This window comes from Ruegeria sp. BHSC043, from assembly GCF_059612985.1.
Window position 1 is genome coordinate 267,708 of sequence record NZ_JBXWRS010000004.1, and the last position, 23,948, is coordinate 291,655.

General features: G+C 60.9%; 24 protein-coding genes. 10 read left to right on the forward strand and 14 right to left on the reverse strand.

What is annotated here, in order from left to right; all coding sequences use genetic code 11:
* Window positions 1–6: 6 nt before the first annotated feature.
* From AC2FMM_RS09805 to AC2FMM_RS09820, 4 genes are all read right to left on the reverse strand, one after another.
* Complete coding sequence (locus tag AC2FMM_RS09805; RefSeq protein ID WP_496796454.1) at window positions 7–894, reverse strand: SAM-dependent methyltransferase; 888 nt, start codon at window positions 892–894, stop codon at window positions 7–9.
* Between the two features lie 82 nt (window positions 895–976).
* Window positions 977–1,261 (reverse strand): hypothetical protein, encoded by a 285-nt coding sequence (locus AC2FMM_RS09810; RefSeq protein ID WP_496796455.1) that lies wholly within the window; start codon window positions 1,259–1,261, stop codon window positions 977–979.
* A gap of 54 nt (window positions 1,262–1,315) precedes the next feature.
* A complete protein-coding gene (locus AC2FMM_RS09815) occupies window positions 1,316–1,537 on the reverse strand; it encodes a DUF5681 domain-containing protein (protein WP_496678556.1) in 222 nt (73 codons plus the stop codon).
* A complete protein-coding gene (locus AC2FMM_RS09820; protein ID WP_496796471.1) occupies window positions 1,534–2,433 on the reverse strand; it encodes a DNA-methyltransferase in 900 nt (299 codons plus the stop codon). The genes AC2FMM_RS09815 and AC2FMM_RS09820 overlap by 4 nt, the downstream gene beginning before the upstream one ends.
* A 270-nt stretch (window positions 2,434–2,703) precedes the next feature.
* On the opposite strand from AC2FMM_RS09820, the gene AC2FMM_RS09825 reads away from it, so the two are divergent.
* From AC2FMM_RS09825 to AC2FMM_RS09835, 3 genes are read left to right on the forward strand one after another with little or no spacing between them, the layout of a single operon-like run.
* Window positions 2,704–4,539, forward strand: coding sequence for a CHASE2 domain-containing protein (locus AC2FMM_RS09825; protein ID WP_496796456.1), 1,836 nt, complete (start codon window positions 2,704–2,706; stop codon window positions 4,537–4,539).
* 18 nt (window positions 4,540–4,557) lie between these two features.
* Entirely contained in the window at window positions 4,558–5,205 is a 648-nt protein-coding gene (locus tag AC2FMM_RS09830) for a hypothetical protein (protein WP_496687264.1), read from the forward strand.
* A gap of 15 nt (window positions 5,206–5,220) precedes the next feature.
* Complete coding sequence (locus AC2FMM_RS09835) at window positions 5,221–7,248, forward strand: caspase family protein (protein ID WP_496796457.1); 2,028 nt, start codon at window positions 5,221–5,223, stop codon at window positions 7,246–7,248.
* 621 nt (window positions 7,249–7,869) lie between these two features.
* Here the strand turns inward: AC2FMM_RS09835 and AC2FMM_RS09840 are convergent.
* The 3 genes from AC2FMM_RS09840 to AC2FMM_RS09850 are packed head-to-tail and all read right to left on the reverse strand — an operon-like array spanning window position 7,870 to window position 12,430.
* Complete coding sequence (locus AC2FMM_RS09840; RefSeq protein ID WP_496796458.1) at window positions 7,870–10,917, reverse strand: efflux RND transporter permease subunit; 3,048 nt, start codon at window positions 10,915–10,917, stop codon at window positions 7,870–7,872.
* Window positions 10,918–10,928: 11 nt separating this feature from the next.
* Window positions 10,929–11,966 carry an efflux RND transporter periplasmic adaptor subunit gene (locus AC2FMM_RS09845; protein WP_496796459.1) on the reverse strand — a complete coding sequence of 346 codons (1,038 nt, stop codon included), beginning with the start codon at window positions 11,964–11,966 and terminating at the stop codon, window positions 10,929–10,931.
* Window positions 11,963–12,430, reverse strand: a complete 468-nt coding sequence (locus tag AC2FMM_RS09850) for a MarR family winged helix-turn-helix transcriptional regulator (protein WP_496796460.1) — start codon at window positions 12,428–12,430, stop codon at window positions 11,963–11,965. The genes AC2FMM_RS09845 and AC2FMM_RS09850 overlap by 4 nt, the downstream gene beginning before the upstream one ends.
* A gap of 165 nt (window positions 12,431–12,595) precedes the next feature.
* Between AC2FMM_RS09850 and AC2FMM_RS09855 the strand changes: the two genes are divergently transcribed.
* On the forward strand, window positions 12,596–13,720 hold the full coding sequence (locus tag AC2FMM_RS09855) for a beta-ketoacyl-ACP synthase III (RefSeq protein ID WP_496678570.1): 1,125 nt from the start codon (window positions 12,596–12,598) through the stop codon (window positions 13,718–13,720).
* 89 nt (window positions 13,721–13,809) lie between these two features.
* On the opposite strand, the gene AC2FMM_RS09860 is transcribed toward AC2FMM_RS09855, so the two are convergent.
* Window positions 13,810–14,271, reverse strand: a complete 462-nt coding sequence (locus tag AC2FMM_RS09860) for a hypothetical protein (protein ID WP_005981593.1) — start codon at window positions 14,269–14,271, stop codon at window positions 13,810–13,812.
* A 368-nt stretch (window positions 14,272–14,639) separates the two neighbouring features.
* Between AC2FMM_RS09860 and AC2FMM_RS09865 the strand changes: the two genes are divergently transcribed.
* Window positions 14,640–15,218, forward strand: coding sequence for a thymidine kinase (locus AC2FMM_RS09865; protein WP_496678572.1), 579 nt, complete (start codon window positions 14,640–14,642; stop codon window positions 15,216–15,218).
* On the opposite strand, the gene AC2FMM_RS09870 is transcribed toward AC2FMM_RS09865, so the two are convergent.
* The 5 genes from AC2FMM_RS09870 to AC2FMM_RS09890 form a co-directional block, all read right to left on the reverse strand.
* Entirely contained in the window at window positions 15,215–16,165 is a 951-nt protein-coding gene (locus AC2FMM_RS09870) for a 2-hydroxyacid dehydrogenase (RefSeq protein WP_496796461.1), read from the reverse strand. The genes AC2FMM_RS09865 and AC2FMM_RS09870 overlap by 4 nt on opposite strands.
* On the reverse strand, window positions 16,165–16,503 hold the full coding sequence (locus AC2FMM_RS09875; RefSeq protein WP_496678576.1) for a tRNA-binding protein: 339 nt from the start codon (window positions 16,501–16,503) through the stop codon (window positions 16,165–16,167). Before AC2FMM_RS09875 ends, AC2FMM_RS09870 begins: the two co-directional genes overlap by 1 nt.
* Window positions 16,496–17,311, reverse strand: coding sequence for a pyrroline-5-carboxylate reductase (gene proC / locus AC2FMM_RS09880; RefSeq protein ID WP_496711252.1), 816 nt, complete (start codon window positions 17,309–17,311; stop codon window positions 16,496–16,498). The genes AC2FMM_RS09875 and proC overlap by 8 nt, the downstream gene beginning before the upstream one ends.
* A gap of 39 nt (window positions 17,312–17,350) precedes the next feature.
* Window positions 17,351–17,851 carry a type III secretion system chaperone family protein gene (locus AC2FMM_RS09885; RefSeq protein WP_496678579.1) on the reverse strand — a complete coding sequence of 167 codons (501 nt, stop codon included), beginning with the start codon at window positions 17,849–17,851 and terminating at the stop codon, window positions 17,351–17,353.
* Window positions 17,852–18,190: 339 nt separating this feature from the next.
* Entirely contained in the window at window positions 18,191–18,439 is a 249-nt protein-coding gene (locus tag AC2FMM_RS09890; protein WP_496796462.1) for an accessory factor UbiK family protein, read from the reverse strand.
* Between the two features lie 97 nt (window positions 18,440–18,536).
* Here AC2FMM_RS09890 and lgt point away from each other — a divergent pair, with 97 nt between their 5' ends.
* The 4 genes from lgt to AC2FMM_RS09910 all read left to right on the forward strand — a co-directional run bounded on the left by lgt (window position 18,537) and on the right by AC2FMM_RS09910 (window position 22,762).
* A complete protein-coding gene (lgt, locus tag AC2FMM_RS09895) occupies window positions 18,537–19,424 on the forward strand; it encodes a prolipoprotein diacylglyceryl transferase (protein WP_496687249.1) in 888 nt (295 codons plus the stop codon).
* Window positions 19,421–20,488, forward strand: coding sequence for a class I SAM-dependent methyltransferase (locus AC2FMM_RS09900; protein WP_496796463.1), 1,068 nt, complete (start codon window positions 19,421–19,423; stop codon window positions 20,486–20,488). Before lgt ends, AC2FMM_RS09900 begins: the two co-directional genes overlap by 4 nt.
* The gene (gene pgeF, locus AC2FMM_RS09905; RefSeq protein WP_496796464.1) at window positions 20,485–21,243 is read left to right on the forward strand and encodes a peptidoglycan editing factor PgeF; all 759 of its coding nucleotides are present in this window, start codon (window positions 20,485–20,487) and stop codon (window positions 21,241–21,243) included. The genes AC2FMM_RS09900 and pgeF overlap by 4 nt, the downstream gene beginning before the upstream one ends.
* 736 nt (window positions 21,244–21,979) lie before the next feature.
* Window positions 21,980–22,762, forward strand: a complete 783-nt coding sequence (locus AC2FMM_RS09910) for a Hint domain-containing protein (protein ID WP_496796465.1) — start codon at window positions 21,980–21,982, stop codon at window positions 22,760–22,762.
* A 128-nt stretch (window positions 22,763–22,890) separates the two neighbouring features.
* Here the strand turns inward: AC2FMM_RS09910 and AC2FMM_RS09915 are convergent, their stop codons facing one another.
* Window positions 22,891–23,391, reverse strand: coding sequence for an Lrp/AsnC family transcriptional regulator (locus AC2FMM_RS09915; protein WP_005981568.1), 501 nt, complete (start codon window positions 23,389–23,391; stop codon window positions 22,891–22,893).
* Between the two features lie 208 nt (window positions 23,392–23,599).
* Between AC2FMM_RS09915 and AC2FMM_RS09920 the strand changes: the two genes are divergently transcribed.
* Window positions 23,600–23,948 (forward strand): NAD(P)/FAD-dependent oxidoreductase (locus AC2FMM_RS09920; RefSeq protein ID WP_496796466.1); only part of this gene is annotated, 349 nt, incomplete at its 3' end.

Consider the following 23,948-nt stretch of genomic DNA (forward strand, 5'->3'; position numbering starts at 1 on the left):
CTCACTCTAGGTTTCACGGCGGGACGTCCAAAGATGAAGTGGCGATCCAGCGGCGATATCTCCAACCGAAACAAGCCCGGCGTTCTCCGCCATAGTCGCCAGTTCTTTGTCGCTCCAGGCTCGACCTCCTGAAATTGTCGTCCGCAGGTCATTGAGAGCAGCCAACTTGCGATCCTCTGGCACGCGATATGCGGCCGCAAACAGCCATCCCCCCGGCTTGAGTGCCTGTTGAAGGTTCTTGAAGGTCTGGTCAATGATGGCCTCGGGAAGGAAAATGACCGGTACGAAGATAACGTCAAATGCAGCATTTTCCTTCAGGTTGGCGACGTTCTCGTTTCTGAAGGTGACGCGATCGGTTAGCCCTGTTTGTTCCAGGTTATTAGCGGCAAGGTCCAGAGCAGGCCCGAGGATGTCTATGCCGATTGCGGTAAGCGATGGCCATTGCTGGGCCATGGAAAGAGAAATCCATCCGACGCCGCTCCCAACATCAAGAAACCGTGGAGCGTTTGACAGGGTGGCCTCGAATTCCGGCTCTTTTGCTGCGTACTCGGTCAGCAATTTCGTCACGAGCCGGGATGAACGTCCCTGAGTTTCGAGAATGCCGGGGTCGTCGAACGACCAACCAAAGCTGCCGTCGTCGGGTAGTTCTAGTAGATGCAGCATTTGGCGCATGGCTGCCCTGACAAACCCATACAGCGCGTCCAGTTCTTCGTCCGTCAAGCCGTCCAGCAAGTTGGGCTCGAACGCGTCGACGACAGCGTCAAGTTTCGAGGTAAGAGTATCATTTGGTCGGAGGTGGCCTGAGGCCGCCCCAATTCTTGCGCCCAGCGCAGCGAGTGCGTCTGCCGCCCTGATGTGTTTTTGGATTGCTGCCATTGCTTCAGGAAAGGCCATAGTCTCGCTCCCTTCTCCTCATCGGTATACTATTCACTCGAAGCAAGTCGGCCTAAAGCACTTGGGCACTTTGGCCTCGTGTTCACTCCGAAGTGGGTTGCTCGACCACTGCCAAAGCGGTGCTGGTCCGCTCGTACAGCTCTTCACCTATCCGGGTGTGGCGTTCGAGCTCTGCGATCTCATCTGGGTCGGTCTCGTGGACCATCGCCTCACGCAGATCGTCGATATTGGCACGGAGGTCAGAGAGTTTTCTACGCCAGTCGTCCAATTCCTTTTTCTCTCCTTTGGTCATTGGTCCGACAATGCGCACCTTACCAGTTCGGAAGTCGATCTTGATGTGATCCGGATGCGGAATGGGCTTATCCATGGTTTTTATCCCGGCTTCTGCGCGCCTGCGCAGTTCCTTCTCCCATTCGATCTTTTAGGTCAGCGCCTTGTCTAGATATTCAGCGTGAAGCATGTTGCGGGAGCTTTCCACCTCTGCCAGCAACTGTGAGAAGAGCCGCTGCGCGCGGTGCTGGCCCTTGACGGCGTTCACAGCCAGAGACCGCATGACCGCCTGCACCATGGGGATTGTCACGCTGCGGTGCCCTTCCCGGATCGTGATGTCGCGGTATGCCTCATCGAGAATGATATCTTTCATACGTTCCTAATGCATGCCCGAACGTTTGCTCTTTGATCCCCGAGGCCGCCCCTTCGGATTACCAGACTTGCCTGTTTTGAAGCGGGCGTCTTTCGGCGTTTTACCATATCCCACGTCATAGCCGGGTCGGGCCACGAGCCCGCGCTTGTCCTTGTCGCTGCCCATTCCGCCGCCTCCATCGCCTTGTTTGTCACCGCTGGCGTCCAGCCGCAGAGAACCTGCGCCGCCTCGTCCCTGGCACAGGCCCCCCAGCGGGCAATGATGCGATCACAATAGATCTCGTCAAACTCGCAGAGATAGGCGCGCCGGCCGGTTTTCTCAGCCGCGATCAACGTCGAGCCGGGTCCGCCAAAGACATCGAGCACAATGTCACCGCGTCCGGACACATCGCAGACGGCATCGGCAATCATCTGCACGGGCCTTACGATCGGATGTAGCGCCAGTTCTTCCATGCGCCCTGCCCGCATGGTGTTGACGTCGCGATACTGCCAGACATTGGTCCGGTAGCGCCCGTGCTGCCCCAATTCAAAAGTGTTGATATGCGGCGCGTCCCCTCTCTTGAAGGCAACGATCAAGTCGTGCCGTGAGCGGTAGAAGGTGCCCATACCCCCGTTGTCCTTGACCCAGACAATCAGGTTCTTGAGATCGTCGTAGACCCTCTGCCCCGCTGCAAGTATCTCGCCCATATGACGCCAGTCCATGCAAATGAAGTGGATCGAGCCGTCGGCACTGTGATCAACAAGGTTGCGGAACGCGCGCCGCAAAAAGCGCGTGAACTCTGATGCCGACATCTCATCTGCTGCCGTGGTTTCGGGGGCATTTTGCGGAGCGATGCATCTAACTGCACGCCTGTCGAACCAGGTCAGAGGCCGGGCCGGTGTCTTAAAGTGGGTCAGGTTTTTCTACCGCACGCGCCCATTCCGCCCTTGGCGTAAAACCTCCAGCGATGATCCATTGCCTGAGACAAGACGAAACTCAACCCGATCGTCAGGAGCAGAGAGAGAAGCCAAAAACACGCCAGACACCGCCCAAGGATTAGCCAGTAGCTCAAGTCGATTAGCAGCATTGCAAAACTGTTGTAGTCTTGGCTTGATGCTAAATGGCCGAATTAGATTATGCAGTTGACGTTGTTCTCGAAAATAGCAGGGCTGTCTCTTGTTACATGCGTGTCTGCAATTGTTTCGGGCTTGACGTTGCTGGCGCGCGGCACAGGCATTCTCGAGCCTGTTGAACTCGCCCATTATGATTTTGCCACTTCACAAGCTGCATCGTCCGATCTCACGCCCGACGTCGCAATAGTTGCCGTCCGCGACAATGAACTCGCTGAATGGGGATGGCCGATCAGTGATGAGCAACTGGCCCGGCTAATACATGCCGCTTTGGGGGCGGGGGCGAAAGTGGTAGGTGTGGACATCCTTCGCGAGCGCCCGGTCGAACCTGGTGCCGCTACGCTGGAGGCGGTACTGAAAAATCCGCGCGTCACGACGATCGGCAAGCTGGGAAATGCAGGCGACTTCGTTATCGCGCCGCCAGAAGTCTCTTTGAAAAGGGGATCATTCGGGTTCGCCGATGTGCCAGTCGACCGTGACGGCGTGGCGCGTCGCTCGCTGCTTCTGGTGAACGATGGCCAAACGTTGAGATACTCTTTTTCACTCCAACTCGCATTCTCCGCTTTGGGCATCGCCGAACTGACCCCGTGGCCCGACGACCCCCAGGTTTTGAAGCTGGGCAACATACCCGTGCCGCCTTTGAGCTCGGATTTCGGCAGCTATGCCAGGCTGGACGCAAGTGGCTATCAAATCATGGCTCATTTTGCCCAGCGCCTGCCTGTGGCACCGATGCTGTCCGCTAGGGAATTGCTGGAAGGCGAAACCGATTTGAGAGGGAAAGTGGTTCTGATCGGACTAATCAGCGATTCGATCAAGGATCATTTCGTTACACCGCTGAACCGGAATTCTGGAACTCAATATGTCTACGGGCTTCAGGTTCACGCGGCATTGGTCCAGCAATTGGTTGACCACGTGCAAAACGGACTGCGCCCGATAACGGACCTACCACATTGGATCCAGGGCTTCATGGTTGTTGCTGCCAGTGTATTGGCTTCGGGGATCGTTGTCCTGTTCCGGAACCCGGTCTTGGCAATCCTGCTTGGCGGAGCCGGGGCCATTGGACTGTTGGGAGGAATGACATTCTCGCTGAACTGGCACCTCTGGTTGCCCGCTGTGCCGGTTACCGCCGCGTGGATCACAGCCTTTGTGCTGACGTTCATCTTTGTGGCTTCACGTGCGCGGCAACAACGTCGCGTCATGTCTCAGCTCTTTGAAAGCCAGTTGTCGCCGGAACTGGCGCAGGAAATCTGGAACCAGCGGGCATCCATACTCTCCAAGGGCGAAACGATCCCGCGGCGATTGCAGGTGAGTTTGCTGTTCGCCGATGTGGTCGGCGCTACGACGGTGGGCGGTAAAGCTGAACCTGATGCCTACCTTGCTTGGATTGGTACGCTGCTTGACGCTCTCAGCGAAGATGCCGCTTGCCACGGTGGATTTGTCGAGAAGTTCACCGGTGATGGCATCTTGGTTGCCTTCGGTGCGCCCCTGGCCCGCGAGAGCGGCAAAGAACTGACCGATGATGCCCGCGCAGCCTGCGCTTGCGCCCTCAAAATGCGCGAGACGGTTGCACGACTCAACTCGGCAGACGGTGTTCGCTGGCCATATGCCATGAGGATTGGGCTTCACAGCGGGCTGGTTTTTGGCGGGACGATCGGGCGAAAGGGCTCGATGCGCTACAATCTGGTCGGGGATGCGGTTAATGTTGCGGCTCGTATCGAAGCCTATGCCAAGACGCTGGAAGGTCGACAAATTCAGCCTGTTACGATATGCTGCAGCGAAGAATTTATGCTCCTTTTGGATGGATTTGCTGAGTGCTCGCCCGCAGGCACTCTTCTGCATGACGACAAAACGACAACCCATCGGATTTATACGATCGCGGGACTAATTCGGTAACCGACATCGGGTGTTTCGATGAAACTCGACTTCTTGGTTATTCCTGCTTTGGCTGTTGCGACGTTTTTTGTCGGCGCAGCCTCGGTCACAGCGGAATCAAAGAAGGCTAACGAGTCCAAAGAGCAAACTACGGTTGTTTTCGTTCCTCCGGCCTCGGGCGTGCCAGCCGACCGCGTTGGCGCGGGCACCCGGGATCTCGAGGTTTCTGGCAAGCGGGTTCGTGTGATTGCTCCCGACGGAGGTGGATTATCTTCTGAAAGCCGCCCTCTTGTCGTCTGGGAGTTGACGGAACCATTTGATGGTATCATGCAAGCCGAGGTCACCTTGCTGGAGGAAGGGGTGCGGGTTGCCGGGACAGCCCAAAACGCACGTTTCCGCCCCGGACTCTACGGGCTCGACATGGCAAGGGGCGACAGAGATCTGGAGCCGGGGCGAATCCATGCGATCACGATCTATCTGGCCGATGGCAAAACGCGCGAAGTCGTAGAGCGAGCAACCAGCCTGATCGAGCGTAGCGGACCGCGCCTTGGGAACGCAGCAGAGGCGGCATCAGCAGGCATCTGGTTCGATGCGCTTGGATACCTGACCGATATCGACTTTTCGGGTCGTGTCCGCGTGCAGGATGTCAGCGGTTTCACGCAGCTTCTGCAATCGGCAGGACTTTGAAACGGGAAAGCAAAGATGAGACTCGAGTTTCTGTCGAAGGCTTCAGCCAGGAAGAGACAATTTATTCGTCTGGCCGCATGGTTTTTGCTACTCGCTTCCATCCTTCCATCGGTGGCTGCGGCGGAAAAACGCGTCGCACTTGTGATCGGCAATTCCGACTATGAGTTCGTCAGCAACCTCGGAAACCCGGCCAATGACGCCGAGGACATCGCGAAGGCACTAGAAAGAATCGGATTTGCAGTAACATCCGGCCTCAATCTGGATTATCGCGAGATGCGTCTTGCGATTCGGGATTTTGCCGAAACAGCTCAAGACGCGGATATGGTGTTTGTCTACTTCGCTGGTCATGGCGTGGAAATCGACAAGACCAACTACTTGATCCCTGTAAACGCCGAACTCCGAAGCGACCGGGACGTAGAGTTCGAGGCGATCAGGCTGGATGCGGTCATCAATGCGGTGGCCGATACGTCGGCTCTCAAGGTCGTCCTGGTGGATGCGTGCAGAAATAACCCGTTCCTGACAGACATGCTCCGAACCTCGGCGACCCGCTCGGTCGGGCAGGGCCTTGGGCGGATTGATCCCGGTGGCGTACTGGTGGGCTACTCGGCACGGGGTGGAACCTTGGCGCTGGATGGCGAGGGGCGAAACAGCCCTTATGCCGAGGCGCTTCTTGCCCATATCGAGGAGCCAGGGCTTGAGATTGGAAAGATGTTTCGCAAGATCCGCGATTCCGTTTATCGGTCAACCGACGGGTATCAAGAGCCGTTTACCTACGGTTCGCTTCCGGGCGAGGACATTTTTCTGGTGCCAGAGGTTCAGGTCGCAGCAATGACTCCAGTTCCGGAAGCGCCCTCCATTGGACAAGAAATCGCAGCGGGTTTCGCTGATGCGGATCAAGATGGCTCTATAGGTGCCTGGCAAACTTTTCTGGAACGGTTTGGTGTTCATGAGGCACACCCCCTGGTTCGTTTGGCTGTGCGCAAGCACGAAGAACTCACCCGTACTGCCGCCGCACCACCCAAGAGTGACGTTGAAAAATCGGCCTCTAACATTCAGAATGAACTGACCGCCTATGCTGCTGCCGAAAAAATTGCCTCTCCACGCGGCTGGGCACTCTATTTTGAGCGCTTCCCGGCCGGAAGGCTATCCAAAAGCGCGATTGTGCGCGAAGAGCAGGCCCTCTTTGACGATCTTCAAGCCCGAGCCTACGGACGGTATCGCACGATCCGAGACGGTGAAGTCATGAATGCGGAAATGCGAAGGCTCGGCTTGGAAATGCTCGATCTGCCCAAGAAGCTGGTGTCCGAGATGCAGTGGGCACTGAAATCCAGGGGGAACGATATCGGGCAAATTGACGGTCAGATCGGTCCACGGACCATCGGGGCGATCGAGAAGGTTCAACTTGCGCTGGGCTTGCCGAAGACAGGACTGCCAACACGTGCGACCTTGGCCGCCCTTGGCCAAATTGACCGCGACACCCCCGCATCCGGCCTTTTTTCCACTTCGGGGGCGATAGCTCGACCTGTTGATCCCGCAGCAATAGGGATTCTGGAAAACGATGCTAGGCTTGCCAGAGTCGTCCGCACTTTCAAGCGAAAGCCCCTAATCTACGGTTTTTTCCAAGGGAGTCTGTACGTGGCCGTAGATCTCGGTACCACGATCGGAGAACCTGACCTGGACGCGTATCTCAGAGAAGTCGGTGGCAAACTCGTCGAAATCGAAACGAAGGAGGAAGAAGAGTTCGTAGTTGATATGGTTCGTTTCGATCAAAAACTTTGGACTGCTCAAGCGTCGAGCATAAAAAACAATTACGGGCCTGCGATCGGGTTGACCAAGACTTCGTTGGGATGGCGCTGGCGCTCAGGTTCGGATTTGACATTGGAAAATTGGGCGCCTGGGCAACCTTCGCTCAAGGACGCCGAAGCGATGTATGGGATGCTGGTTCCCGTCGATAGATTATCAAGAAACGCACACCGAGTTGGCCGAGTAGGATGGATGCCAAGCCGTTTTATCTCCCGCCAACTCATCATCGAGATAAAGTGAAACTGAGCATCCGAGCATTGGCTGACTGCGAAAGTGTTGGCCTTCGGTTTGGTGGGCAACTTGCCAGTCCTTGGCTAATTTCAGATACCCCCTCCCCTTAGGCTCGGGACCCATTGATTTCCGCCGTGCAACATGATTCATCGCACCCAAAGCAAGCGGTGAACATGTCAGATCGATTCCGGCTGAGCGACGAGCAGATGGCCCGTCTGGAACCCGTCATGGGAAGGCGCAAAGCGCAGTGACCTCAAAGCAGAGAGCGCGCGGGGAGCATAACCTTACGTTTGTCCCCGAGAACCGAGAACTCTCCTGCATCTAAATAAAGGAGCAACTGCAGGAGGTTTATCGATGAAATACCTGTCTGGCCACCTGCGTTTTTTTTCGTGAATGAGGCGGTCTTGGCTGGTCTGCTCTGGTCCAACCTTTCGCCCCCGATTGCGGCGTTATTCCTGTCGACGGGGCCTCGCGCGATCCCGAAATTATTGCCAGACGTCGCTGGGCGTTTGCACCCAATACGCAAAGCTTGATGTCGCGCTGAAATCAGCCAGCCCGAAGGCCGGCTGATCCGTCCGACCTCCCCTCGATAGGCGCCTGCAATGCACCCGAGGTCCTTTCGATTGCGATCTACGCCGCCTGCGCCGCCAGCCTGCGTTGTTCTTCGCGTGAAAAGAACAACAGGTAGAATACCGGCGCAGCAACCATGGTCAGGACCGTCGCAAAGGCTAGGCCGCCCATGATCGTGACCGCCATCGACACAAAGAAGGCGTCGGTCAGCAGCGGCGCCATGCCCAGGATCGTGGTGATCGCCGCCAGCATGACCGGACGCAGTCGCGAAACCGAGGCCTCGATGATCGCTTCGCGCAGAGGCTTGCCGGTGGCACGGACCAGGTCGATTTCCTCGACCAACACGATGCCGTTCTTGATCAGCATACCCGACAGGCTGAGCAGACCCAGAAGCGCGGTGAAGGTAAAGGGCAGCCCCGTACCCAACAGCCCGATCACCACACCGTTCACGGACATCGGCACCAGCAGCCAGATGATGATCGGCTGCCGGATCGCGTTGAACAGCAGCACCGAGATCAGAACCATGATCAGCAGGCTCAGCGGCAGTTGCCTGCCCAGGCTCGCCTGTGCCTTGCCCGAATCCTCGAACTCGCCGCCCCATTCCATCTTGTAGCCCAGCGGCAGGTCCATCGATTCGATGGCGTCGCGCACCTCGGCATGCACTTCCGCGGCAGTCAGATCGGCGGGGATATCGGCGCCCACTGTGATGGTCAGCACCCGGTCGCGCCGGTGCACCAGAGTGTTGAGCGCCTTGTACTGGAACCCGTCCACCATCTGCTCGATAGGTACGAATTTCTGGGACTGGTCCGAATACACCACCTGATCGACGATCGAATAGTCTCCGTCCGCCGGACGGCGCAGGATGATGGGGATAAGACGGTCGCGCTCCCGGAACACGCCGCCGGTGATGCCATCGGTCGAGAATTGCAGCGTCGCGGCAATGTCCTCGCGGGCAACGCCGGCGGTCTGGGCGCGTTCGGTCGCATAGATCGGCTGCAGCACCAATTCCTGCTCGCGCCAGTCGTGATGTACGTCCAGCGCGTTGGGAGATGCCTCTGACATGCGCCGCACCGCCTCGTCGGCCAGTCGCCGCAGCACGACCGGATCGCTGCCCGAGAACCGCGCCTCGATCGGGGTGCCGCCGCCGGGGCCGAAGACCAGGCGCTTGGTGCGGAACTCGCCCTCGGGGAACCGGGCCGAACCGAAGGCCTTAAGCTCGGCCTGAAGCGCGGGGATGTCCTCGAGCGTTTCGGTGCGGATGATCATGTGCCCATAGCTGGGGTTCGGCTTTTCGGCCGAATAGGTCAGCATGAAGCGCGTCGCGCCCTGCCCCACGAATGTCGCAACAGAGACCACGTCGTCACGCTGGGCCAGCCAGTCCTCGAACACGGCCATGTCGGCGGCCGTTCGGTCGATCGGGGTGCCCTGCGGCAGCTTGTAATGCACGAAGAACAGCGGCGTGTTCGAGTTGGGGAAAAACTGCTGCTTCATCAGCCCGAAACCCGCATAACAGGCCACTGTGATGCCCACCAGCCCGGCCACCACCAGCCAGCGGAACCGCAGCGCCCAGGCCAGCGTCGCGCCATAAAGGCGGAACAGAAGGCCACTGTATGCGTCGATCCCTCCCTCTTTACCCTGATTGAAGAAATAGTGCCCCAACAACGGCGTGACCGTGATCGCCAGAACCCAACTGAGCAGCAGCGAAATGCCGATCACCGCAAACAGCGAGAACAGGAATTCGCCCGTCGCATCCGGGCTGAGCCCGATTCCCGCAAAGGCCGTGATGCCGATGACCGTGGCCCCTAGCAGCGGGATCTGGGTCTTGGAGGCGGCCTCGTCTGCGGCATCGCGCGAGTTCTTGCCCTGCAGCATCGCGATCTGCATCCCTTCGGCCACCACGATGGCGTTGTCGACCAGCATCCCCATCGCGATGATCAGCGCGCCCAGCGAGATGCGCTCCATCTCGATGGAAAACACCGCCATGAACAGCAGTGTGCCCACCACCGTCAAAAGCAAGGTCGATCCTACGACGACGGCCGCGCGCCAGCCCATGAAGATGCCCAGCACCACCACCACGATGGCCACCGACATGGCCAGGTTGACCAGGAAATCGTTCGAGGCCTGCTCGACCACCACATGCTGCTGGTAGATGGGCAGAATCTCCACCCCGGCGGGGATTTCGACGTCCAGTTCGGCCAGCTTGGCGTCGACGCGTTTGCCGACCTCGACGATGTTCTCGGTCGACAGGCCGGCGATGCCTAGGGTGAATGCCTCGACCCCATTGAAGCGGATCAGCATGTCGGGATCGGTCTGGCGGGCGCGATAGACATTGGCCATGTCGAACAGGTTGATCACCTGCCCTTGCGAGCCGACCGACAGCCCGGCGATTTCCGACACGCTGTCGGACCCGTCCGCCGTCAGGATCGTGGTGCGGTGATCCTCGGCCCGCAGGGTACCCGATTCCTGAACCGAGTTGGCGTTGGCGATAGCCTCGTTGATCGCGGTCAGCGGAACGTTCTGGTTGACCGAAATGGCAAGGTCAGGCTCGATGAAGATCGCCTCGTCCGGCAGGCCCTGCACCTCGACATCGGCCACGCCTTCGACCGTCAGCAATTCGCGGCGCAGAAAGGTGGACAGTTCGTGTTTTTCCGCGTCGGTGAACCCTTCGGCGGTGACGGCATAGAACAAGCCGAACACGTCGCCGAACCCGTCATTGACGAACGGCGCGCTGACCCCCGAGGGCAGACCGCGCGACGCATCGCGCACCTTGGCCCGCAGGCGGGTCCAGATGTCGGGCAGTTCAGACCCGTCATAGGTGGATTTGATCTCGACCTCGATCAGCGACTGGCCCGGGCGGTTGACCGAGGTGATGACATCGACCTCGCCCATCTGCTGGATGGCGGATTCCAGCGGCTCCGAGACCTCTTCTGCGACCTGCTCGGCGGTTGCGCCGGGATAGCTGGTGATGATGACGGCATTCTTGATGGTAAAGGCGGGGTCTTCCAGCCGGCCCAGCGCGGAAAAGCCCCAGATTCCGCCCAGCAAGGTGACTAGGATGATTAGCCAAGTCTGGATCGGCCTGTCGATCGAGGCGCGTGCGATATTCATCGTCGCCCCCTTCAGTTGGCAAAGCCGGCAAAGCGCCGGACGGTCTGCCCGTCGGTCAGAACTGCGCCGCCCGCGACGACGATCTCATCCCCATCCGAAAGGCCGGTCAGCACCCGCACGTCGCCCGATTGGGTGGGCTCGACCGTGACCGGAACCCATTTGACGGTTCCTTCGTCGGCGCCCACGGGCGAAAACACCATCACGCCAAGATTGCCCTCGGCGTCGGGCACGATGGCGGTGGGGGGCACGATGATGCCGGTGCGTTTGTCATCGACTTTGACGTTCACGGTGACCGATGATCCGGGCAGTATCCGCAGCCCTTCGGGCGGCGTCAGGCCGAACTGGATGCGGAAGGTCTGACCGACGCTGGATGTTTCGGCGTCGAATTCGCGGATTTCCAACGGGAACACTTGATCGCTGGCCGGGAATTTCGCGGTGATGGTGAATCCATCCTCGTGGCTGGTGCGCTGGAACAGGATTTCGGGCACGTCCACCTCGATGCGCAGTTCCGACATGTCATGGATGCGCACGATCGGGGTGCCGGCCGAAACGGTGGTGAAATTCTCGACCTCGCGCCGCGAAACCAGTGCATCGAATGGCGCAGTCAGGGTGGCATGTTCCAGGTTGTATTCGGCGTCGCGCACGGCGATGGCCGCCAGTTGCGCGGCGGTTTCGGCATCATCGACGGCGACCTCGCTGGCGGTGGTGCCGCGCAGACGCGACAGGCGCGCAAGCGTGCGGTCGGCCTGTTCCTTCTGAAGCTTGGCGCGATCCAGCGCCAGCTCGAACGGTTCCTGATCCAGCCGGGCGATCAGGCCGCCCTTGGGAACCTCGAAGCCTTCGTTGACGGGCAGTTCCAAGATCTGGCCGCCCACCTGAAACGCCAGGTCCACGGTCTGGCGCGCAGCCACACGGCCGAAGAATTGCCGCGAGAAACCGGGGGCAGTTTCCTGCACCACCATCAGTTTCACGGGTTTCACCGCTTCCTGCGCGGCGATCGGCGTGGCCACAAAGGCCAGGGCAAGACCCAGAGAAGTCAGCAGCTTCATTTCGTCAGTCCCTCGGGTATTCCCGTTTTCAAGATGTTGGCCCGGATCTTGCAGGCAAGTCGGGCAAATTCGGCGGTTTCGGCGTCGTTCAGGCCCGAGGCGTTGCGAAACAGCTCTCCGGCGGTGGCAACCAGCATGTTACGGGTCTCGGTGCCCTTGTCGGTCAGCACCAGGAGCCAGGCCCGGCGATCGCTGGGGTCGGACTGACGGGTCAGATAGCCTGCGCGCTCCAACGCGTCCGCCGTGGCGGTGATCGTCGACGGCACGGTCAGCATGTCAGCCGCCAGCACGCCCATGCGCTTGGGCTGGTCCAGCTTGACCAGCATGTGGCATTCCTGCTGACTGAGGTCGGTTTCGATGCTGGCAAAGCTTTCTTCCAGCTTCCAGTACAACGCATAGACGCCCATCATCGCCTGGATCTCGGGCGTCAGGCTGGACAGCCGCTGGCCGATTTCGTTCGTCATCTTCCTCTCCGCGCGGATCGGGTGGTCATATACTTCAAAATTCGAACTATTCAACACCTGAAGTTGAACCTTGGCTTCCACGCTTGATTCCCTTGGGTCAACCTCTCTTGATCTGGGGGCGTTGTGACTGCATTTTGGGCGAATCCGAAACGTTCAGGACCCGACATGTATACGCCCGCAATCACCGGTACCGGGGTTTTCACGCCCGAAAACGTCATCACCAACGCCGAGCTGGTCAAAGCCTTCAACGCCTATGCGGACAAGATGAACGCCGCCAATGCCGAGGCCATCGCCGCCGGCGAGATGGAGCCGATGCAGCATTCCTCGGAAGAGTTCATCGTCAAGGCATCCGGCATCGAGAACCGGTACGTCATGGACAAGACCGGCGTGCTGGACCCCGAGGTAATGCACCCCCTGCTGCGCCAGCGCAGCGACGACGAGCCGGGTATCATGACCGAGATGGCACTGGACGCCTGCCACAAGGCGCTAGCCCAAGCGGGGCGGACGGCGGCGGATGTCGATCTGGTGATCTGTGCCGCGTCGAACCATGAACGGGCCTATCCCGCCATCGCCATCGAAATCCAAAAAGAGCTGGGCATCACCGGGTTCGGGTTCGACATGAACGTGGCCTGTTCCTCGGCCACGTTCGGCATCCAGGCGGCAGCCGACATGATCCGGTCTGGGTCCGTGCGGGCGGCGCTGGTGGTCAACCCCGAGATCTGCTCGGGGCACCTGGAATGGCGCGACCGGGATTGCCACTTCATCTTCGGCGACGTGGCCACGGCGACTCTGATCGAACGGATCGAGGATGCCAAAGGCCCGCATTTCGAGATCCTGTCGACCCGCTGCGCGACCGAGTTTTCCAACAACATCCGCAACAACAACGGCTTTCTGCGGCGCACCCGGCCCGACGGGTTGAAGGACCGCCGCGACATGCAGTTCATGCAGAACGGACGCAAGGTGTTCAAGGAAGTGCTGCCGATGGTCAGCAAGCACATCAGCGACCACATGGCCGCCGAAGGCATCCAAAGCAGCGATCTGAGGCGCCTGTGGCTGCATCAGGCCAACAAGACGATGAACGACTTCATCGGCAAGAAGGTCCTGGGCCGCGAACCTGAGCCGGGCGAACAGCCCAACATCCTGCAGGACTATGCCAACACCTCTTCGGCCGGATCGATTATTGCGTTCTCCAAATACTCCGACGACCTGCAGGACGGTGACATCGGCCTGATCTGTTCATTTGGGGCGGGGTATTCGGTGGGGTCCGTCCTGGTCAAACGCCACGCTTAAAGGGGCCTGACCCGGCGAGTTCGGCCCAAGCGGGCCGCTTCGTCACGTCAGGGACGAAGGCCGCAGGGCGCAACCTGCCCAGACGGACGTTAGCTGACGCTTTCTTCTTCCAGATGCAGCTTCATTTCGATCAGCACCTGCTGCAGCATCGAGGTTTCCTTCAGCAGGCGCTTGGCCTCGTTCACGGTAATGATCCCATCCTCGATCGCCGACTGGTATTCAGTCATCAGCATAGCGAAACGCTGGCTGAGCGCGATCACGTCCGAGTTGACACCGCCCGTGCGGCTGCGCTGTGAATTTCGCTCGTCATAGGACAGGGTGATGTTCTTCAGATCGGCCAGCGCCGAGGTCACATGCGGATAGGTCGCGACCGCCTCGAGCCGGGCCACCGCATCGACGGGCATGAACCTGTCGGCGTGCTCGGGATTGTCCGAATAATACCGGCCCAGAGTTGCCTTCGACTTTCCGGTGATCTCGCATGCCGCCTCGATGCCGACATCCTTGACCAGGGCTTCGGTGTGTTTCTTCAGATAAGGCCCGATATCCGCCATGTTCTTCCCCGAGTCTTCGACATTGCCCTCCCGGCTGTCCACTCCGGGGAAAGGGTAGGAATAATTCCCATACAGGAATAATCTTTGAAATGCCATAAGTTTGCCATCCCTCGAAGAACCAAGGGATATCTGAGTGAGTGGCGGCAATATTCAGCCGGTAATGAGTACAAGCAAAGCCAATCTGATTGGCTTTGCGAAAGGTTCGGTCGAATTGCGACCGGCGGTGTCGCTGTTGCGTGCACGAGGTAATCCATCCCCAAGAGCCAAGCTCTGCCTCTGCAATCGCAACGGCGGCGTCGACCTTCCCCCGGCATCGCGGCCGGAACTGACCGCTTGCCCGCGCCGACGCGTCCGATTAGACCCGGGCCATGGCCAAGCTGTACTTCAACTACTCAACCATGAACGCGGGCAAATCGACAGTGTTGCTGCAGGCCTCGCACAACTATCGCGAGCGTGGCATGGACACCTATCTGATGACCGCCGCCATCGACGGACGTGCAGGGATGGGGCGCATCGCTTCGCGGATCGGGATTTCGGCCCAGGCCGACACGTTCCGCCCCGAGGATGACGTGTTCGCAATGGTTCGCGACCGGCTGGACCAAGGGCCGGTGGCCTGTGTCTTCGTGGACGAGGCGCAGTTTCTGTCCGAAACCCAGGTCTGGCAACTGGCGCGCGCGGTCGATGACCTGAACGTGCCGGTGCTGGCCTATGGGTTGCGGGTGGATTTCCAGGGCAAGCTGTTTCCCGGCTCTGCCGCCCTGCTGGCGCTGGCGGATGAAATGCGCGAGGTGCGCACCATCTGCAAATGCGGGCGCAAGGCCACGATGGTGATCCGCCAGGACGAAAATGGCCGCGCCATTACCGAAGGCGCGCAGGTGCAGATCGGCGGAAACGAGACCTATGTCTCGCTGTGCCGCAGACACTGGCGTGAGGCTGTGGGCGCCTAGACCGGGTTCGGCAGCGGACGCCTCGCAACAAAGGCCGCCACGTTGTCCAGTGCCATGTGCCCCATGTCGGTGCGCACCTCTTCGGTCGCGGTCCCCAGATGCGGCAGCAAGGTCACGTTTTCCATGTCGCGCAGGGCCTCCGGCACGGCGGGCTCGAACTCATAGACATCCAACCCCGCCCCGGCGATCTGACGCGCCTGAAGCGCATGGATCAGCGCGGTTTCGTCCACCACTTCGCCGCGAGCGATGTTGATCAGGATGGCCGAGGGGCGCATCGCCGCTAGCACCGCGCCGTCGATCAGGTGGAATGTCTCGACCCCACCGGGGACCGCGATCACCAGGAAATCGACTGCCGAGGCAAGCCCAGAAAGATCAGAAGCATAGTCCGCGGGAAAGTCCAGCGCCTTCGGGCTGCGCGAATGATAGGCGACCTGCATGCCGAACCCGAAATGGCAGCGCCGCGCAATGGCCTGCCCGATCCGGCCCATGCCGACGATGCCAACCCGCTTGCCCGTCACATGATGGCCCAGCATCTGGGTCGGGTGCCAGCCCTGCCACGCACCCGACCGGACCAACCGTTCGCCCTCGCCCGCGCGGCGCGCCGTGGCCAACAGCAGGGTCATTGCGATGTCAGCGGTGGCGTCGGTCACCGCGCCGGGCGTGTTGGTGACCTGCACCCCGGCCGCGCGCGCGGCGGCCACGTCAATATGGTTGAAGCCCACGCCGAAATTGGCCAGCAGCCGGCAACGCGGCTGGGGCACCTGCTCGAACACGCGGGCGGAAAACAGGTCGCCCAACGTCGGGATCACAACGTCGAACGCGCGCAGGGCATAGAGCAACTCGTCGGGGTCCAACGGCGCGGTGCTGTCGCGGATTTCGGCGCCGTACTCGGTGCGGGCGCGGTCGGTGACCGCAGGCGGCATGGGGCGGGTGATCCACAATTTCATCAGTGCATCCGCCCGCCCAACGGCACCTTGCCGTCGGGTCCGATCAGAACGATCTCGCCGTTTTCGTCAGGCAGGCCCAGCACCAGAACCTCGGACATGAACCGGCCGATCTGGCGCGGCGGAAAGTTCACGACCGCCAGCACCTGTTTGCCCACCAGCGTTTCCGGCTTGTAATGCGCGGTGACCTGGGCCGAAGTCTTGCGTTCGCCGATCTCTTCACCGAAATCGATCCACATCTTGATCGCGGGCTTGCGCGCCTCGGGGTAAGGTTCGGCGCGGATCACCTCGCCCACGCGGATATCGACCTTGAGGAAATCGTCGAAGGAAATCTCACTCATGCGACAGCTCCTTCGAGCGTTCAGTGGCAGCGGTGACGGCGCGCTTCAGCAGCGCCGGAAAGCCGGTTTCCGGGTCCATCAACACCTCGAGTGCGGCCTGCGTGGTGCCGTTGGGCGAGGTGACGTTGATGCGCAGCTGCGCGGGGTCTTCCTCGGCCGCCATGGCCAGCGCCCCGGCCCCGGCCACCGTGGCCTTGGCCAGGTGCAGCGCCAGATCGGCGGGCAAACCGTTGGCCTGACCGGCGGCGGCCATGGTTTCGATCAGGTGAAACACATAGGCCGGACCCGAACCGCTGAGACCGGTCACCGCATCCATCTGGCCTTCGTCCTGAAGGCGCACCGTCTGGCCTACGGCCGACAGCAGGCCCTCGGCCAAGATCATGTCGTCCTCCGAGGCATGATTGTTGCCGATCAGCGCGGTGATGCCCTGCCGGATCGCCGCCGGCGTGTTGGGCATGGCGCGCACGATCGGCGTATTCGCGCCCAGCGCTTTTTCAAAACTGGCGATCTGGGTCCCCGCGGCGACCGAGATGAACAGGCTGCCGCCCCCGCCCAGCGCCTGGATCGCCGGCAGCGCATCACCCATCATCTGCGGCTTGACCGCCACCAGAACCACCGCTGGGGATTCGGGCAGCGCAGTGTTCAGGTTGACCCCCTGCGCCCTGAGCCAATCCGAGGGGTTCGGGTCGACCACCCAGACCGAGGCGGCGGGCAATCCGTGGTCCAGCCAGCCGGCCAGCATGGCCGACCCCATCTTGCCACATCCCAGAAGCACCAGCCCCTGATCTGCGACGCGTGACATGTCCATGATCGCCCCTCCCCTGCTTTTGCGGTTCAGGGCAAAGCTTTACGCGCGGCCGTAAGCCTCTGCAATGGCGACTTGCATCGCCTCTTCGGCACTGCGGTTGCCCCAGGTCACCAGCTGGATCGCCGGATAGTAGCGCTCGGCGCTCAGGACGGCGGCGGTGATCATCGTGTCGATCTGCTCGGGGCTGGCCGACTGGCCGCCCGCCAGAACCAAGCCGTACCGATAGACCATCAGCTTTTGGTTGGCCCAATAGGTGAAGGCCCCGGCCCAGCATTGATCGTTCATGTGATTCAGCAGTTCGTACAGATCACCAATCCGGTCGGACGGCGGCTCCATCTCGAACGAACAGACCATGCGCAACGTTTCGTCGTAATTGGACCAAGCCAGGGTGATCGAGTAGGTGCGCCACTGGCCTTCGACCGCCATGGCGATCTGGTCGTCGCCGATCCGGTCGAAATCCCAGTCGTGATGCTCGGCCAGATGTTCGACAATGTCGATCGGATGAAGGTCTTCTTCCAGAAAATGCTCGGACAGGGCCATGATGCCACCTCACTGAAAATCTAGCATTTCGGGGCTGGCAGCGCCCCAGCGCTAGTTGCCTGCTCTACAAGCCGGGCTTCCCCCTTTGGCCTGTACTAAATATGGTGCGCTGCAGGCCGGACTCTGACAACCCCCAAACTTGGGGAAAACAGCAATAAGTTGTGGATGGATGGCAACGGCGATCAAAATATTGGCGGCAATCGCAGGTTTGTCTTGATTTATGCTCAACTGACGGCAAGATTCACCTCACCGCAGGATCCCGGCCCGGACCCTGCGAAAAGAAGCGTTTTTTCCGAAGTTTTTGACCAGGGATTCGGGCGCGGAGCGCCCCGACCTGGCTTACTTGTCCAGCTTGGCCTCCAGCGAGGCGATGCGCGCCTCGAGCGCGGCGTTCTCTTCGCGCGCCTTCTGGGCCATGGCGCGGACGGCTTCGAATTCCTCACGCGTGACGAAATCGCGATCGGCCAGCCAACGGTCGAGCAGCGACTTCATCGCATTCTCGGCCTCTTCCCGCGCGCCCTGGGCCACACCCATCGCGTTGGTCATCAGCTGGGACATATCGTCCAGAAACTTGTTGCGGGTCTGCATGTCACTTCTCCGGTATCGCGGTTGACCCCTATATGGGGGATCAGGGGCGCGGGCTCAAGGTTGACTTGCCCCGCGAACCCCGGGCAATGAGACGCACATGCAGGCTGTTTTGAACTTTCCCGATTTGTCGCCCGAGCTGTTCTCGATTTCCGCCTTCGGGGTGGAATTCGCGCTGCGGTGGTATGCGCTGGCCTATATCGCCGGCATCCTGATCGCGTGGCGCATGGCGCTGATGGCGCTGCGGCGCCCGGCCCTGTGGCCCCATCAGACCCCGCCGATGCGCCCCGAGCAATTGGAGGACCTGATCACCTGGATCATCCTGGGCGTGATCCTGGGTGGTCGGCTGGGTTTCGTGCTGTTCTATCAGCCGGGATATTATCTGAGCCATCCGCTGGACATTCTGAAAGTGTGGCAGGGCGGCATGTCATTCCATGGCGGGCTGTTGGGCGTGGTGACCGCCGCATATCTGTATGCGCGGCGCAACACGGTGCCGATTCTACCGCTGGCCGACCTGATCGCGCACACCGTGCCGCCTGGGCTGCTGCTGGGGCGGCTGGCCAATTTCGTCAATGCCGAGCTGTGGGGCCGACCCAGCGACCTGCCTTGGGCGGTGATCTTTCCGGGAACGGAGGCGCAGGATTGCGCCAACGTAGCCGTCGGTCTGTGCGCCCGCCATCCCTCGCAACTGTACGAGGCCGCGCTCGAAGGGCTGCTGTTGGGCGCGCTTCTTTTGTGGCTGGTCTATCGGCGCGGGGCGTTTCACTGGCCGGGCCGGGTTATGGGCGTGTTCCTGGCGGGCTATGGTGCGTCGCGATTCATCGTCGAGTTCTTTCGCCAGCCCGATGCCCAATTCGTCTCGCCCGGCAACCCGCTGGGTCTGGCCTTGCATGTCGGCGGCTATGGCCTGACCATGGGCCAGTTGTTGTCCCTGCCGATGATCGCGCTCGGCCTGTGGTTCGCGCTACGCGCCCGGAGGGCGGGATGAACCTGCGAGACCATCTGATTGCCCGCATCCGGCAGGACGGGCCGATGAGCATCGCCGACTACATGGCCGAGTGCCTGCTGCATCCGTCTTACGGCTACTATACCAACCGCGACCCTCTGGGCGCGCAGGGCGATTTCGTCACCGCCCCCGAAATCAGCCAGATGTTCGGGGAACTGATCGGGTTGTGCCTGGCCCAAGCCTGGATCGACCAGGGCAAGCCGGATCGGTTTGCGCTGGCCGAACTCGGCCCCGGGCGCGGCACGTTGATGGCCGACATCCTGCGGGCCACCAAGGGGGTACCGGGGTTTCACGACGCGGCACAGGTGGTGCTGCTCGAGGCGTCGCCGGTGCTGCGCGGCCTGCAGGCCGAGGCGCTGGCGGGGCACGCGCCGGACTGGATCGTACAGGTTGGCGCGTTGCCGGACCTGCCCCTATACTTGGTGGCCAACGAGTTCTTTGACGCCCTGCCCATCCGCCAGTTCCTGCGCGACGGCGACGGCTGGCGCGAGCGCCTGGTGGGGCTCAAGGGCGACGATCTGGCCTTTGGCCTGGGCGCACGGGCAGCGCAGCCGGCGTTGACCGCGCGGCTCGAGGACACGCGGGATGGCGATCTGGTCGAACTCTGTGCCGCCGCTGTTCCCGTCGTCACCGAAATCGCCCGCCGGATCCGCACCCATGGCGGCGTGGGCCTGATCATCGACTATGGCGACTGGCTTTCGCTGGGCGACACGTTCCAGGCCCTGAAGGGACACGAACGGGCCGACCCGCTGGCCAGCCCCGGCCAGGCCGATCTGACGGCCCATGTGGACTTCGAGCTGCTGGCCCAGGCCGCCCGCGCCGCGGGCTGCGCCCATACCCGGCTGACGCCGCAAGGGGTGTTCCTTGAACGGCTGGGCATCACCCAGCGTGCGCAGACTTTGGCAGGCCCGCTGACGGGCGATGCGCTGAACATGCTGGTCGCCGCACATCGACGGTTGACGCACCCCGAGGAAATGGGAAACCTGTTCAAGGTGCTGGGCCTGTACTGCAAGCCCGCAGCACCGCCACCGGGACTCGAGCCATGACACTGGAAATTCTGACCTCGGACTTGCTTTCACCTGTTCGACACGGTTTCTTCAGCCGCCGCGGCGGCGCATCGTCGGGCATATTTGCGGGACTGAACTGTGGGCTGGGGTCCTCGGACCAGAGCGAGGCGGTCGCGCTGAACCGCCGCCGCGTGGCCGCTGCGATGGAGATCGCGCCCGAGGCGTTGATCGGTGTTCACCAAGTACATTCGCCTGCCGTCGTCACGATCGAAGGACCGATCCTTGGCGACAAACCCAAGGCCGACGCGATCGTGACCGCCACGCCGGGTCTGGCCCTGACTGTACTGACCGCCGACTGTCAACCGGTGCTGTTTTCCGATCCTGAAGCAAACGTGATCGGCGCCGCCCATGCCGGCTGGCGCGGCGCTTTGGAAGGCGTGCTCGAGGCCACGCTCGACACGATGGAGACGCTGGGCGCCCGACGAGCAAACATTCGGGCGGTGATCGGGCCCACGATCTCGCAACGCGCCTATGAGGTAGGCTCCGAATTTTTGGACGATTTCATCGCCGATGATCCTGACAACACCCGCTTTTTCGCGAATGGCCAAGGTGACCGGATGCTGTTCGACCTGCCGGCCTTTGGGCTGCACCGGCTGCGGCGGGCCGGCGTCGGGCATGCCGAATGGACGCGCCACTGCACCTATTCCGACCCGGAGCGGTTTTATTCCTATCGACGCGCGACCCATGCGGGCGAAGCCGATTACGGGCGACTGATCTCTGCGATCCGGCTGTAGACTTCGGCGAAAATTTGTTCCGACGCCCCCTTTTCGCCACAATTCCGTGAAAACATCGAAGGCGGAATCAGAAGAGTTTTCGGACGGTTATCAAAGCTTTGGACGCGGGACCTCGTTCGTATGGCTGACCGATAAAAAAAGAGGCGCGTAAAGACCAAACACATCCCATCTCCAATTGATCCCAGTGCGGCCATATCAGTGCCGCAATGGTCCGGAATTCTCAGCGGGAAACGGGTGACCCCCACAAAAACGGGTGATCCCCACAAAACTGCGCAGGATGTGACATGAAGTCGAAATCGCGTTTTCTTCGCGGCGTCATAGCCGCGACATCGAACCAAAAGCTGGAAATGCCCTGGAAACGGGTATCCAGCAGATCCGTCAGGGTTGCGCGCCGTCTGGCACTGCAGTCCTGATCCGGACAGCGATCCTGGGCAAGCTGCCTGCCCATGGTCGCCTGCGCATCTCGGGCCTGCCCCGACCGGATGTGCCGTCCGCGCACTGAACGCGCGGAGAAATGTGCCAGGGGCATGAGTGCGTGGACAATTTCGTCCGCGGTTTACGAGTTTGTCTGGGGGGTCAATGATTTGACCGAATGTATGACGTGTATTTTCTGCACTGCCTGCCCGGGTTGTTGCCGGGCCACGTATCACTCCTCGAGACAGGAATACGAACCGTCAGACGCGAATGCGGCCACGCTGCAATCGCCCAGATGGTCATTTGAGAGGATCAAGATTTCATGACTTTTCCAAATTCTCTGATGCGCGCAGCGAGAAACGCTATTGAAACAGCGCCGTTGACGCAAAGTGGCGATCAGCCCGGCCACGCGCCCCGGCCGCAGCTGCGCCGCTACGAAGTCAGCGCCCTGCTGGCAAATGGCGACATTTCGCAAACCAGGCATATCGCGCCCGCTCTACCGGTCTTCGAAGACGCCTTCTGCGCGTTTTCCCGCGGGTCGCTGTTGGAGACTGAACACGGGCCTTTGGCAATTGAGGATCTTCTGCCTGGCGACACGGTGCTGACCCATGACGGGACATCGCAGACGGTTCTATGGAAAGGGTCGGTCACCCTGATCCCGGGGCGGCCCGACTCGCGGGGCCGAACCCGCCCGCTGACGCGGATTATGGCCGACGCCTTCGGGCTGCAAAAACCGCAATCCGGCGTAATCGCAGGGCCCGCGGCACGCCTTTTGGCCACACCCGCGCATTTGCGGCACCTGAACAACGGTCAGCCGATGCTGACCCCAGTGGATGAATTCCAGGACGGCATGAACGTGATCGAGACCCTGCCGCCGACCCCAGTCGAGTTGTTCCACATCTGCCTTCGGCGCCATGCGGTGATCAACGTGGACGGCCTGCAGTTCGAAACCTACCACCCCGGCCTGACGGCTTTGCGGATGATGACCCCCGCCTTGCGGGCGGTCTATCTCAATCTGTTCGCGCACGTCCATTCAATCAACGACTTCGGACCGCTGGCCATGGAACGCGCTCGAGACGGAGAAATGGACTCGATCATCGCCTGAACAATCTACTTACTACTTAAAACTGCATCAAAGTGGGGGAAACATGCAGATCTTGATCAGTTGGGCCATTTCGTTGGCCATCGCCGCTATCTTGCCGCCTTGCGCACCGCAAACGGCGCAGGCCGGGGTCACGCCGTCCGGTTCATCCGTTCTTCCAGCACGTCGAACGGGACGCCCGGTTCGTCCTTGGCGCCGCGGATGACAAGCGAGGTCTTGACGCTGGCCACGTTCGGCGTGGTCAGCAACTCGCCCGTCAGGAACTGTTGAAAACTGCTGAGGTCAGGGGCTACGCATTTCAGGATGAAGTCGACCTCGCCGTTCAGCATGTGGCATTCCCGGACCAGCGGCCAGTCGCGGCAGCGGTCTTCGAACGCCCGCAGTTCCGCCTCGGCCTGGCTTTCCAGTCCCACCATCGCAAAAACCTGAACTTCGAATCCCAGCTCGCGGGCGTTGACCTCGGCGTGGTAGCCGCGGATGTACCCGGCCTCCTCGAGCGTGCGCACGCGGCGCAGGCAGGGCGGCGCTGAAATTCCAACGCGTTTTGCCAGTTCGACATTGGTCATGCGCCCATCCGCCTGCAATTCTGCAAGGATCTTTCGGTCGATCTCATCCAGCCGTGTCGTGACCATGCGGTGCTCCTGAATTTTTCGGTTCTTATATCAGCACCCAGGCTGCGCGCAATATTCTTTCGCATCTGCGCAATTTTCTTTTCGCGCCGACCCTGCCCGCCCCGCCTGACGCAGGCGTGACAGGAAGGGGCTTTAAGCCGTGCGATGCCACCGCTATATCGAGGTCCGGCGCCCGCGACGGGCACAGGCAAATTCGAGTGGGGATTCCATGGCCGAGACACGACACACAAAGGTTCTTATCATCGGATCGGGGCCTGCCGGATACACCGCGGGCATCTATGCCAGCCGCGCGATGCTGAACCCGATTCTGGTGCAGGGCATCGAACCGGGCGGCCAGTTGACCACCACCACCGAGGTCGAAAACTGGCCCGGCGACACCGAGGTTCAGGGCCCTGACCTGATGGTGCGCATGCAGGATCACGCCAAGGCCATGGGCTGCGAGGTGATCGGTGACATCATCAATGACCTGGACCTGTCCAAACGTCCTTTCACCGCCAAGGGCGACAGCGGCACGATTTATACCGCCGACGCGGTGATCCTGGCGACCGGTGCGCGCG